Below are 12,571 nucleotides of genomic sequence, written 5' to 3'. Positions count from 1 at the left end.
TCTAAGTACCCGGAGGAAAGGAAATCAATATGATACTCCCCTAGTAGCGGCGAGCGAACGGGGACCAGCCGAGCCATGATTGTGGTTAGAATGCGTTGGAATGCGCAACCAAAGTGGGTGATAGTCCCGTATAAGAAGCATGATTGGACGTATTAAGTAGGGCGGAACACGTGAAATTCTGTCTGAAGATCGGAGGACCACCTTCGAAGGCTAAGTACTCCTTACTGACCGATAGTGAACCAGTACCGTGAGGGAAAGGTGAAAAGCACCCCGACGAGGGGAGTGAAACAGTACCTGAAACCGAACGCCTACAATCAGTTGGAGGGACCTTGCGTCCTGACAGCGTACCTTTTGTATAATGGGTCATCGACTTGGTCTCACGAGCAAGCTTAAGCCGTTAGGTGTAGGCGTAGCGAAAGCGAGTCTTAATAGGGCGTCGAGTTCGTGGGATCAGACCCGAAACCGAGTGATCTAGGCATGGCCAGGTTGAAGGTAAGGTAACACTTACTGGAGGACCGAACCCACATCTGTTGAAAAAGATCGGGATGAGCTGTGCCTAGGGGTGAAAGGCCAATCAAACTCGGAGATAGCTGGTTCTCTGCGAAATCTATTTAGGTAGAGCGTCGACCGAATACCATCGGGGGTAGAGCACTGGATGGGTAATGGGGCCCCACAGGCTTACTGATCCTAACCAAACTCCGAATACCGATGAGTACTAGTCGGCAGACACACGGCGAATGCTAACGTCCGTCGTGAAGAGGGAAACAACCCTGACCTCCAGCTAAGGCCCCTAATTCATGGCTAAGTGGGAAAGCAGGTGAGACGACCAAAACAACCAGGAGGTTGGCTTAGAAGCAGCCATCCTTTAAAGATAGCGTAACAGCTCACTGGTCTAAATAAGTTGTCTTGCGGCGAAGATGTAACGGGGCTCAAGCCATGAGCCGAAGCTGAGGATGCATTTATTGCATGGTAGCAGAGCGTAGTGTGACATAAGACTTTGTCTCCTTACTTCCTTCGGGAATATTGGAGACGTAGTCTTTTCTGTGAAGCTGGCGCGTGAGCGATCCGGTGGAGAGATCACTAGTGAGAATGATGACATGAGTAGCGACAAAGAGTGTGAGAGACACTCTCGCCGAAAGTCCAAGGGTTCCTGCTTAAAGCTAATCTGAGCAGGGTAAGCCGACCCCTAAGGCGAGGCCGAAAGGCGTAGTCGATGGGAACCAGGTTAATATTCCTGGGCCAGATGGAAGTGACGGATCTCGAGGGTAGTTCATCCTTATCGGATTGAATGGGCTGCTTAGAGGTCCCTGGAAATAGCTCCATCATGAGATCGTACCCTAAACCGACACAGGTGGACAGGTAGAGAATACCAAGGCGCTTGAGAGAACTATGTTGAAGGAACTCGGCAAAATACCTCCGTAAGTTCGCGAGAAGGAGGCCCGGTTCCTAGGCAACTAGGGGCTGGGGGCACAAACCAGGGGGTGGCGACTGTTTATTAAAAACACAGGGCTCTGCGAAGTCGCAAGACGACGTATAGGGTCTGACGCCTGCCCGGTGCCTGAAGGTTAAAAGGAGGGGTGAGAGCTCTGAATTGAAGCCCAGGTAAACGGCGGCCGTAACTATAACGGTCCTAAGGTAGCGAAATTCCTTGTCGGGTAAGTTCCGACCTGCACGAATGGCGTAACGACTTCCCCGCTGTCTCCAACATAGACTCAGCGAAATTGAATTACCGGTCAAGATGCCGGTTACCCGCGGTTAGACGGAAAGACCCCGTGCACCTTTACTACAGCTTCACATTGGCATTAGGCCGAACATGTGCAGGATAGGTGGTGGGCTTTGAAACGTGAACGCCAGTTTGCGTGGAGCCTCCCTTGAGATACCACCCTTGTTCTGCTTGATGTCTAACCGCGGTCCGTTATCCGGATCCGGGACCCTGTGTGGCGGGTAGTTTGACTGGGGCGGTCGCCTCCTAAATCGTAACGGAGGCGCGCGAAGGTTGGCTCAGAGCGGTCGGAAATCGCTCGTTGAGTGCAATGGCAGAAGCCAGCCTGACTGCGAGACTGACAAGTCGAGCAGAGTCGAAAGACGGCCATAGTGATCCGGTGGTCCCAAGTGGGAGGGCCATCGCTCAACGGATAAAAGGTACGCCGGGGATAACAGGCTGATACTGCCCAAGAGTCCATATCGACGGCAGTGTTTGGCACCTCGATGTCGGCTCATCTCATCCTGGGGCTGGAGCAGGTCCCAAGGGTACGGCTGTTCGCCGTTTAAAGAGGTACGTGAGCTGGGTTTAGAACGTCGTGAGACAGTTCGGTCCCTATCTTCCGTGGGTGTAGGATACTTGAGAGGAGTTGCCCCTAGTACGAGAGGACCGGGGTGAACGATCCACTGGTGGACCAGTTGTTATGCCAATAGCAGTGCTGGGTAGCTATGATCGGACAGGATAACCGCTGAAGGCATCTAAGCGGGAAGCCCCCCTCAAAACAAGGTATCCCTGAGAGCCGAGGTAGACCACCTCGTCGATAGGCCAGAGATGTAAGCGTAGTAATACGTTCAGTTGACTGGTACTAATGGCTCGATAGGCTTGATTTGATCCAGTAAAAGCAAGACTTTACTCGATAAATCAAAAGCATACACAACACAGTGTACTGACTTGGAAAACTCTAAAAACTTTATTTGGTTTGGTGATCATAGCGCGAGCAAAACACCCAGCCCCATCCCGAACCTGGCCGTTAAGTGCCGTAGCGCCGATGGTACTGCGTCTTAAGACGTGGGAGAGTAGGTCATCGCCAAACCTAATAAGGTTTTTAGAGCAGTATCTCTCAACGATGACAAACAAGACACAATGCCTGATACAAAAAAGGTAACAGGACAAACAGGCCTCAAGCACAACACCGTGCAAAAGGCCAAAAAACGGCCTCAAAAAGCACTCCGTGCACAAGGCCAAAAAAAGTGTCGCGGGATGGAGCAGCCCGGTAGCTCGTCAGGCTCATAACCTGAAGGTCGTAGGTTCAAATCCTACTCCCGCAACCAATATTTACCAGACCTTAATAAATGACCAAGCACGCCAGTCCGGGGCGGTTTGATGCGTTTAAATTGCAAAGGCTCGATTTTGACCTTCGCTTGGATAATCGTCTGGAACCGGTTCTCCGATTGCCCTATCGCTAACCGAATGAAGCGCGTCATTGCCCAATTGTCAGATCTTGTCGTTGTCGCAACGTTGATTGTAGCGTTGACTGCGGTTGGTTTTGCGCACCGCGTGTCGGCACAGAGCCTGAATGCAGATCTGGAGGCTTTCTTGCTGTCCGGTGGCAAATTGAGCGGTCTTTGCGGCGACATTCAAGACCCCAGAAACGCCCGTGCTGATGAGTGTTCCGCTTGTAGACTGATGGGCACGACGACAGTTCCGGACAACTTTACACATTCTATCAAAGCTGGACTTCCACAGACACTCAGACTGATGCGTTTGGCGCAATTGCGCCATCATGCAGCGCCGCATGATCCCAGCCAGCAGACCCGCGCGCCCCCTCAAGCCTGATCTTGTTTTCGTAAACCAACAGATCAATTGCCCGCGTTATGCGGGCCCAAAGGCTTGGACCTATTATGACGACCCTAACAACAAATGCGCGGCAGGATGCGAGCGCAAACAAATTCTATTTCGCCGCATGGCGCTTGCACTTCTATGCGGGTCTTTTTGTGATCCCGTTTCTTGCAGTGCTCGCGGTGACCGGTATGGCGATGCTGTGGATTGCCTGGATTGACGGCCGCGATGGCGAACGCACTGCGGTCACCCCGCAAGAGATCATAGCCCCCCTGTCCGAACAGGCCGCCGCTGCCGTCACTGCAATTCCCGAAGGAACGCTCAAACAATATGTCGCCCCGCGCACGGCCGACGTGGCCGCACTGTTCCGGGTGGACCATGACGGAGAGGCGACAATGGTTGCAGTTGACCCCTATACCGCCAAAGTCATCGAGACCTTTCCACGACGCAGCGGTTGGTACGATTTTGTAGATGGTATTCACAGCGATCTGATGTTGGGCGTGACCGGCGACCGGATGTTGGAGACCGCGGCATCGCTGGCCTTGGTGCTGGTGGCCACGGGCCTTTACATGTGGTGGCCGCGCGATGCGGGATGGCGCAAGGCCTTGGTGCCCAGCTTGTCACGCGGGCGGAGCCTTTGGAAATCTTGGCATGGTGTTATCGGGATCTGGCTCTCGTTGTTCTTGGTGTTCTTCCTGATCTCCGGTCTGGCTTGGGCTGGAATTTGGGGCGGCAAATTTGTGCAAGCCTGGAGCCAGTTCCCGGCGGAGAAATGGGATGCTGTGCCGTTGTCCGATGACACTCATGCCAATATGAACCACGCCCGCCGGGAAGTGCCTTGGGCGCTTGAGTTGACGCCGATGCCTGCCTCCGGCAGCACAGCAGGTATTGATGGGATCACCGCACCAGCCGTGACGCTGAACAGTGTCGATGCTTTCGCGCGTAAGATCGGCTTTAACGCCCGGTACCAGATGAACCTGCCCAACGGGGATACAGGTGTCTGGACCCTGAGCCGCGATTCAATGAGTACGGACAGCACCGATCCGATGTCTGACCGGACGGTTCACATCGACCAATATACCGGCAAGATCCTCGCTGATGTGCGTTTTGCCGATTATTCGCTGGCGGGCAAGGCGATGGCCGTGGGGATCGCGCTGCACATGGGCACGCTTGGTCTGTGGTCAGTATTGGCGAATACAGCGGTTTGCCTTGCTGTATTGTTCCTTTGTGTCAGCTCGCTTGTGCTGTGGTGGAAACGACGTCCCGTAGGTGCTAGCCGTCTGGCCGCGCCGCCGCTGCCCAAGGAAATGCCATTGTGGCAGGGTGCTGCGCTGGTTGGCATTGGCGTCTCCATGGCCTTTCCGATGGCGGGCATCGCATTTCTGAGCGTTCTGGCCGTCGACAGCCTGATCCTGTCCCGCCTGCCCGGTTTGCGCAGGGCGCTGACCTAACTCGAAAACGGGGCAGCCCGGCCAAGGCTCGGGCCGCCCCAACAAGGCGTGATCGGTGGCGCATGCTTGCCGCGTTACCGTGGGTTTTGCCCATGTGGTCTTGACTTCCGGCCCCTCAAACGGTGTAGGTGCGGCAAAGATTTTCCGCCCACTGAAAGGGACCGTCATGCATGCCTATCGCAGCCATACCTGTGCTGATCTGAACATTGAAAACAAAGGCGACGCCGTGCGCCTTTCCGGTTGGGTCCACCGTGTCCGCGACCATGGTGGCGTTCTGTTCATTGATCTGCGTGACCACTATGGCATGACGCAGGTTCTGTGCGATCCGGACAGCCCGGCCTTTGCCGAGTTGGAGAAGGTCCGTTCTGAATGGTGCATCCGCGTGGATGGTGTGGTGAAGGCGCGGGACGAAAGCCTGATCAACCCCAAATTGTCCACCGGCGAAATCGAAGTGTACATTCGCGAGGTCGAAGTGCTGGGCGCGGCGGATGAGCTGCCCTTAATGGTGTTTGGCGATCAGGAATATCCCGAAGAAACCCGCCTGCGTTATCGCTATCTCGACTTGCGTCGTGAGAAGATGCAGCAAAATATGATCCTGCGCTCTGATGTGGTCAGTTCGATCCGTCGCCGCATGTGGGACCAGAAGTTCAAAGAATTCCAGACCCCGATTATCACTGCATCAAGCCCCGAAGGCGCCCGCGATTTCCTCGTGCCGTCGCGTCTGCATCCGGGCAAGTTCTACGCTCTGCCACAAGCCCCGCAGCAGTTCAAACAGCTGTTGATGGTGTCCGGCTTTGACAAGTATTTCCAGATCGCGCCGTGCTTCCGCGACGAAGATCCACGTGCCGATCGTTCGCCCACCGATTTTTACCAGTTGGACCTCGAAATGTCTTTTGTGACCCAGCAGGATGTATTCGACACCATCCAGCCGGTGATCGCAGGGGTGTTTGAAGAATTCGGCGGTGGCCGCAAAGTCGATGAGACATGGGAACAGATCTCCTATAAAGACGCCGCGCTTTGGTATGGTTCTGACAAGCCCGACCTGCGCAACCCGATCAAGATGCAGGTCGTGAGCGAGCATTTCGCGGGCTCCGGTTTCGCGATCTTTGCCAAGCTGCTTGAGCAAGACGGCACCGAGATCCGCGCTATTCCGGCGCCCACCGGCGGCAGCCGCAAGTTCTGTGACCGGATGAACGCCTTTGCCCAGAAAGAGGGTCTGCCCGGCATGGGCTATATCTTCTGGCGCGAAAAAACCGCCGATGCTGTGGCGCAGGAACTGGGCATCACCGTGAAAGAGGCGCAGGCCAAGCTGAAATCCGGCGAAGTCGAAGGCGGCATGGAAGCGGCCGGCCCATTGGCCAAGAACATTGGCCCCGAACGCACCGAGGCGATCCGGCAGCAGCTGGGCCTTGATGTGGGCGACGCGGCGTTCTTCCTGGGCGGCAAGCCAAAAGCCTTTGAAGGTGTTGCGGGCCGCGCCCGGAACGTCATCGGCGAAGAGCTGGGTCTGACCGACAAAAACCGCTTTGCCTTTGCGTGGATTGTCGATTTCCCGATCTACGAAAAAGACGAAGAGACCGGCAAGATCGATTTTGAACACAACCCTTTCTCCATGCCGCAAGGCGGGATGGAAGCGTTGCAGGGCGATCCGCTTGAAGTGCTGGGCTATCAGTACGATCTGGCCTGTAACGGTTATGAACTGGTGTCCGGTGCGATCCGGAACCATCGCCCGGAGATTATGTTCAAGGCCTTTGAAATCGCCGGTTATGGCGAAGAAGAAGTGCGCAAGCGGTTTGGCGGGATGGTCAATGCGTTCCAGTACGGCGCTCCGCCCCACGGCGGCTGCGCGGCCGGCATTGACCGGATTGTGATGCTGCTGGCGGATGAGCAGAACATCCGCGAGGTGATACTTTTCCCGATGAACCAACGCGCCGAAGACCTGATGATGAATGCGCCATCCGATCCGACATCGGATCAGTTGATGGATCTGGGTCTGCGGGTCATTCCGCAGGAATAATTACAATAAGGGCCGCTGCGATGCGGCCCTTTCCTTTTGGCGGTGGTTGATCAGTCTTCCAGACTGTCCTCGCGTTTTTTCTCAATCAGCCCGCGTTCCTCTTTCTTGCGCTCCTCAAAACGCTGGCCGAACGCTTCATTGTGTTCCTCGCCGATGGTCTCGCGGGCGCGGGTGAAAACCTCGTTCTCTTCTTCGTCGATGTGATGCTCATAGTCATGCTTGAGCGTTTTGAACTTGGTGAGCCAACCGGGGGACGACATGTCCATCTCGTTTAGCTCTTCCATCAGATCGTCCAGCTGCTGATGCTCGTGTACCGAATGGCGGGCCGAATCCTGCCCCCAGGTTTCCGAGATAAGTTTGGAATAAAATGTCTCTTCCTCTGCGGCGGCATGTGATTTCACATCACGGTAAAAACTGTCCCATGCTTCACGGCGTTCCGCAGTATCGCCGCTGGTCTGTTCCAAAGCATTCAGCAGGTCGCGGTGCGCGTCATGGTCGGATTTGATGGCGTCATAAATCGATGGCATTTTGATCCCTTTCTGTGTCTGCCATAACAACGCCTGTCTCGCACCCCGGTTCCCGTCACCGGCCAGCCAAAACAATTAGAGAAAAATAAATCCTCAATCCGCTATACTTGAATGGCTGTAGTTAAAGGATTGGATCCCGTGCCCTTCACTCCCGAATTGGCGGAACGGCGGTTTGGCTATGGGCTGTCCCCTCAAATCGCGGCGCCGCCCTCTGTGGCGGATATGCTCACCGGCCTGCGCGGGCCGGATGTTATGGCACAGACCTATCCGATCCCCGGTTTCAGGTACATTCAGGACCAAATTGTCCTTGTCAGCCGGTTTTCTAGATTCGCCCGCAAGAACCCCCAAACCGAGGCGGGAGCGGCGGCCGGGGAAAAAGCCAAGACTGCGCGTCGCGCTCTGTTTCATGACCGCCAGCGTTGGGTGGTTTCGACCCTGCAAAGGCGCATCGACACACCACATGCCTTTCGGGAACGGCTGATTGCCTTTTGGGCCGATCATTTCACCGCCCGGGGCAAAAGCGGGTTGCTGCGGGCAGCACCGCCCGCCTATGCCGAGGAGGCCGTCCGCCCCCATATAGGCGGCAGATTTGCCGATCTATTGTTCGCCTGCGTCACCCATCCGCTGATGCTGCATTATCTGGATCAAAACACCTCCGCCGGTCCAAACAGCCGGGCGGCACGGCGGCCGGACAGACGGCGCGGGTTGAATGAAAACCTCGCGCGGGAGGTGCTGGAGCTGCACACATTGGGGGTGGCCGGACCCTATAATCAGTCCGATGTGCGTGAATTGGCCAAACTGCTGACCGGGCTGGCGGGCACACGCGACCACAGCTTCAAGTTCCGCCGCAACATGGCAGAACCGGGGGCGGAGACTGTTCTGGGCCGCACCTATGGCGGTGCTCCGGGGCTCGCACCAATCCGTGCCGTGCTGTTTGATCTGGCGCTACATCCGGCCACTGCCGCGCATATCGCGCGCAAATTGGCGGTACATTTTGTCTCTGATCAACCCGCGCCGGATCTGATCCGCGATCTTGAAGAAACCTACCTCAGCGGAGGCGGTGATCTCATGCAATGCTACGAAACTTTGCTGCACCATCCTGCGTCGTGGACCAACGACGCGCCAAACATTCGGCCACCGGATGAGTTTGTCAGCGCCGCGTTACGCGCCTTGGCGGTGGCACCCGAGATGATGCAGTCTCTAAGACCAGCCCAGATCAAGCGGCTTATGACCACGCCAATGCGGTTGATGGGGCAGCCGTGGCAACAGCCGGCAGGTCCGGACGGCTGGCCGGAGGATGATAGCGCATGGATCACCCCACAGGGTATGGCGGCGCGGTTGGAGTGGGCGGTGAACACTCCGGCGCGGCTGCGGCCCGATCTACCCGATCCCCGCGAGTTCGTGCAGGATGTTTTGGGACCGATCCCGCCCGCGGATGTGGTGTTTGCCGCGCGCGCCGCGGAAACCCGCGCAGATGCAATTGGTCTGGTACTCTGCGCCCCGGCATTTCAGAGGCGGTGATCTGATGAACCATGCACCCCTTTCCCGCAGACAAATGTTGGCCCGCAGCGGTTGGATCGGCTGTTCACTGGCGGCCAGTCCGCTTTGGACCCCGCTTAGTCTGGCCAATGCCCCGTGGCAGGGGCGCTTGGTGGTGATCATCCTGCGCGGCGGTATGGACGGGCTGGATGTAGTGCGGCCCACCGGCGATCCGGCCTTTGCCGCGCTACGCCCGACTTTGGCCAAGGGCGATGCCCCGCTGGACCTGGACGGGTACTTTGCGCTGCACCCCGCGTTGAAGGATCTCATGCCGCTTTGGCACCGCGAAGAATTGGGGTTTGTACACGCGGTTTCCACCCCATACCGAGACAAGCGCAGCCACTTTGATGGACAGGATTTGCTTGAGGCCGGCACTCAGGATCTGGGCGGGGCAGGGCGTGACGGCTGGCTGAACCGATTGATGCAGCATCTGCCGCAGATCGAGGCCGAGACAGCATATGGCATCGGGCAAGGCACCTTGAACCTGTTGGCCGGGACAGCGCCGGTGGCCAATTGGACGCCCGAAGCGGCGCTGGACCTGAGCCCACAGGTGCTGCGTCTGGCCGAACAGATCATGCAAAGCGACCCGCAAATGCATGCGGCCCTGATAGAGGCTCAAATGCTCTCGGATGGTCGGCCCGGGGCAGTATCAACCAAAAAGGGGCCAGCACATATCCAGGTCGCCCGATTTGCGGCGGACCGGCTGCGCGGCCCGGCTCGCATCGCCGCGTTTTCACTCAATGGCTGGGACACCCACCGTGCCCAAGCCCGTATGCTGCCGCGCAGCTTAGGACAATTGTCGGATGTTATCACCACTTTGAAACAAGACCTTGGCGCGGCGGTCTGGTCTCAAACCGCAGTGGTCGCGCTGACGGAATTTGGCCGGACCGCCCGCGAAAACGGCACTGGCGGCACGGATCATGGAACAGCAGGTCTGATGATGATGGCGGGCGGGGCCATTCGCGGCGGACGGGTGTTCGGGCGCTGGCCGGGGCTGGGGGAGCAGGCCCTGTATCAAGAGCGCGATCTGATGCCGACGGATGACGTGCGGGCGCCCGTGGCCTGGATCATGCGCGGCATGACTGGCCTGCCGATATCAACCTTACAAGATAAGGTGTTCCCCGGCCTCGAAATGGGGGCAGATCCGAAGGTGGTGCGGTAAGGCTGGCCGTCAAAACAGATTTGAGCGGCCGACATAGCTGCCCAATTGGCCAACCAGCCCATGCTCGCCCTCGCGCACCGAGGCGATAATCACCACCGCCAAACCCAGCACACCGGCTGTGAACACGATCCAGTCAAAACTGACCAGATTTTCCAGTTCACGGCGATCTTGCTTGTCGGTTCTGTCTGTCATGGGATCCTCATTGAAGAGCAGCGGCACAAAGACAGCATCACATCGCAATATGGCCAGATTATGCACCGCTTATGCTGCTTTTGCGACGATTGGTTCCATCTGCCACCGCGTTATGGGCTTGGCCTTGGACGGGACTGCGCCTAACCTGCCGGCATGAGTGACCCAATACATACCGACACAATTCTTGGCACACCGGTTCCGAACTGGACAGTGCCGCCGCGCCCGGATGGCGCGGTTCTGAAAGGCCGATATGCCGAATTGGCCCCGCTGTCGGCAGAGGCTCATGCGGCCCTGCTCTTTCGCGCCTATCAAGGTCAGGATCACGTTTGGGATTACATGCCTTACGGTCCGTTTTCCTCGGCGTCACAATACCACCGCTGGGTGCGGGATCATGCAGGTCAGCCCGATCCGTTTTTCTACGCGATCCGCAACCTTGAAAGCGGTGCATGGGAAGGGGTGGCGAGTTTTCTGCGGGTCGCGCCGGAGATGGGCAGTATCGAAGTCGGGCATATCAACTACAGTCCCGCGTTACAGCGTACGCGCGCTGCAACCGAAACGATGTATCTGATGATGAAATGGGCCTTTGAGGCGGGATACCGGCGCTACGAGTGGAAATGCAATGCGCTTAATCTTGGATCGCGCCGCGCTGCACAACGGCTGGGCTTCAGCTACGAAGGGGTGTTTCGTCAAGCCGCGGTCATCAAGGGCCGCAATCGCGACACCGCGTGGTTTGCTGCAATCGACAGCGAATGGCCCGCCTTGAAAGAAGCCTTTGAGGCATGGTTGTCCCCTGCCAACTTTGACAGCGCCGGACAGCAGTTGGAGCGTCTTGGCGATCTGACGGGTCTTGTGCGCACGGCCTCTGATCCGACCCTTTGACCTGACCCTAGATTGCGACCCGGTCTGCCAGCCGCGATTGGATCAGACCGGCAATTCGTGCGGTGTCTGAGGCCGCCGCATGACCCAATGCCCGCTGGCGGGCCAGCATTTTGGCCGCATCGGCCAAACCATCGTCCCCTGCGGCATGCGCGACACCCTCCAAAAATTGCGCGACATAATCCAGTGTGTGATCGGTTGGGGCGTCCTCAAGAATGTCGGCGACATGGGCGATATCATCGCGGTAGGCAATCCTGTCCGGTTCAACTGTGGTCGGATCAATGCGCCGTGGCCCTTTTGGGCGCTGCTCGGGCGGCAAGAGAGACAGGACTTTTTCCTGAAACGGGGCCAGCGCCACAATGGGTTTCGACATGAACCCATGCGCACCCTTGGACAGTGCCGCCTTTTCCAGATCGGAATCGCCCGACATTGCCAAGATTCCGACAATCGCAGGTTGGCCATGGGAAAGTTCTTCAATCAGGTCCAATCCACTGCCATCGGGCAGGCCCAGATCAATGATAATGACGGACGGACGGTACACCCGCAGATGCCGCCGGGCAGAGCGTAGGCAATCCGCCCGTCTGATCCGCGCCCCGGACCGCAAACACAACAGGCGCAATGCCTCACAGGCAAAGCGGCTGTCCTCCACCACAAGGACAGTCAGCCCCAGCAGTGGCCGCGCCGCCGTGGGCGCGGGGATCGTCGCGGTAAACGGGTCCGTGGTATCCATTCTGGCCTCCAACATGATTTGATAGGACTATGGTTACGCACCGTTGGCTAACGGCAGGTTAACGTGACGCATTGCTCTTGCTCCCGCCAAAGACGATAAGACCGCAACTCAAATGACGAAGGATCAAAAGATGATTGGACGCCTGAACCACGTTGCCATAGCCGTTCCGGATCTGGAGGCTGCGGCCGATCAATATCGCAACGCTTTGGGGGCCAATGTCGGCGCCCCGCAAGATGAGCCGGATCACGGCGTAACCGTGATTTTTATCGAGCTGCCAAACACCAAGATTGAATTACTGTATCCTTTGGGTGAAAACAGCCCGATCCAGGGCTTTCTGGACAAGAACCCATCAGGTGGCATTCACCACATCTGTTATGAAGTCGATGATATCATCGCCGCCCGCGATCACTTGAAATCCACCGGCGCACGTGTCCTTGGCACGGGAGAGCCAAAAATCGGCGCCCATGGCAAACCGGTGATCTTCTTGCATCCCAAGGATTTCAACGGCGCTCTTGTCGAGCTGGAGCAGGTTTAGG

The 12,571-nt window shown here is 57.3% G+C and carries 10 protein-coding genes, 1 tRNA gene and 2 rRNA genes (1 of these 13 only partly in view); 10 read left to right on the top strand and 3 right to left on the bottom strand.

The genetic code is table 11. The features are described from left to right. The 6 genes from K3754_RS17490 to aspS form a co-directional block, all read left to right on the top strand. Positions 1–2,592: ribosomal RNA gene (locus K3754_RS17490) — 23S ribosomal RNA — on the top strand (it extends 285 nt beyond the left edge of the window). An 88-nt stretch (positions 2,593–2,680) separates the two neighbouring features. Beyond that, positions 2,681–2,795, top strand: a 5S ribosomal RNA gene (gene rrf, locus K3754_RS17485). A 161-nt stretch (positions 2,796–2,956) separates the two neighbouring features. Next, positions 2,957–3,033, top strand: a tRNA-Met gene (locus tag K3754_RS17480). A gap of 139 nt (positions 3,034–3,172) precedes the next feature. Beyond that, on the top strand, positions 3,173–3,538 hold the full coding sequence (locus tag K3754_RS17475) for a hypothetical protein (RefSeq protein ID WP_259938921.1): 366 nt from the start codon (positions 3,173–3,175) through the stop codon (positions 3,536–3,538). A gap of 65 nt (positions 3,539–3,603) precedes the next feature. Then, positions 3,604–4,992, top strand: a complete 1,389-nt coding sequence (locus tag K3754_RS17470) for a PepSY domain-containing protein (RefSeq protein ID WP_259938920.1) — start codon at positions 3,604–3,606, stop codon at positions 4,990–4,992. Positions 4,993–5,158: 166 nt separating this feature from the next. Continuing rightward, positions 5,159–7,009: an aspartate--tRNA ligase gene (aspS, locus tag K3754_RS17465; protein WP_203209868.1), complete on the top strand. Its 1,851-nt coding sequence runs from the start codon at positions 5,159–5,161 to the stop codon at positions 7,007–7,009. Positions 7,010–7,059: 50 nt separating this feature from the next. On the opposite strand, the gene K3754_RS17460 is transcribed toward aspS, so the two are convergent. Beyond that, a complete protein-coding gene (locus K3754_RS17460; RefSeq protein ID WP_203209869.1) occupies positions 7,060–7,536 on the bottom strand; it encodes a hemerythrin domain-containing protein in 477 nt (158 codons plus the stop codon). Positions 7,537–7,647: 111 nt separating this feature from the next. Between K3754_RS17460 and K3754_RS17455 the strand changes: the two genes are divergently transcribed. Further along, the gene (locus tag K3754_RS17455; protein WP_259938919.1) at positions 7,648–9,057 is read left to right on the top strand and encodes a DUF1800 family protein; all 1,410 of its coding nucleotides are present in this window, start codon (positions 7,648–7,650) and stop codon (positions 9,055–9,057) included. Positions 9,058–9,061: 4 nt separating this feature from the next. Then, entirely contained in the window at positions 9,062–10,237 is a 1,176-nt protein-coding gene (locus tag K3754_RS17450; RefSeq protein WP_259938918.1) for a DUF1501 domain-containing protein, read from the top strand. A 9-nt stretch (positions 10,238–10,246) separates the two neighbouring features. On the opposite strand, the gene K3754_RS17445 is transcribed toward K3754_RS17450, so the two are convergent. After that, a complete protein-coding gene (locus K3754_RS17445) occupies positions 10,247–10,429 on the bottom strand; it encodes a hypothetical protein (protein ID WP_203209871.1) in 183 nt (60 codons plus the stop codon). A 153-nt stretch (positions 10,430–10,582) separates the two neighbouring features. On the opposite strand from K3754_RS17445, the gene K3754_RS17440 reads away from it, so the two are divergent. Further along, positions 10,583–11,308, top strand: coding sequence for a GNAT family N-acetyltransferase (locus tag K3754_RS17440; protein ID WP_203209872.1), 726 nt, complete (start codon positions 10,583–10,585; stop codon positions 11,306–11,308). A 7-nt stretch (positions 11,309–11,315) separates the two neighbouring features. On the opposite strand, the gene K3754_RS17435 is transcribed toward K3754_RS17440, so the two are convergent. Next, positions 11,316–12,035 carry a response regulator gene (locus K3754_RS17435; protein ID WP_259938917.1) on the bottom strand — a complete coding sequence of 240 codons (720 nt, stop codon included), beginning with the start codon at positions 12,033–12,035 and terminating at the stop codon, positions 11,316–11,318. Between the two features lie 130 nt (positions 12,036–12,165). On the opposite strand from K3754_RS17435, the gene mce reads away from it, so the two are divergent. Further along, a complete protein-coding gene (gene mce / locus K3754_RS17430) occupies positions 12,166–12,570 on the top strand; it encodes a methylmalonyl-CoA epimerase (protein ID WP_025050021.1) in 405 nt (134 codons plus the stop codon). Position 12,571: the final 1 nt, after the last annotated feature.

The sequence above is a fragment of the Sulfitobacter sp. M368 genome, assembly GCF_025141875.1.
Taxonomy (GTDB): domain Bacteria; phylum Pseudomonadota; class Alphaproteobacteria; order Rhodobacterales; family Rhodobacteraceae; genus Sulfitobacter; species Sulfitobacter mediterraneus_A.
Note: the sequence above shows the minus strand (reverse complement) of the source record. Positions and strands in the feature narration are given on the sequence as shown.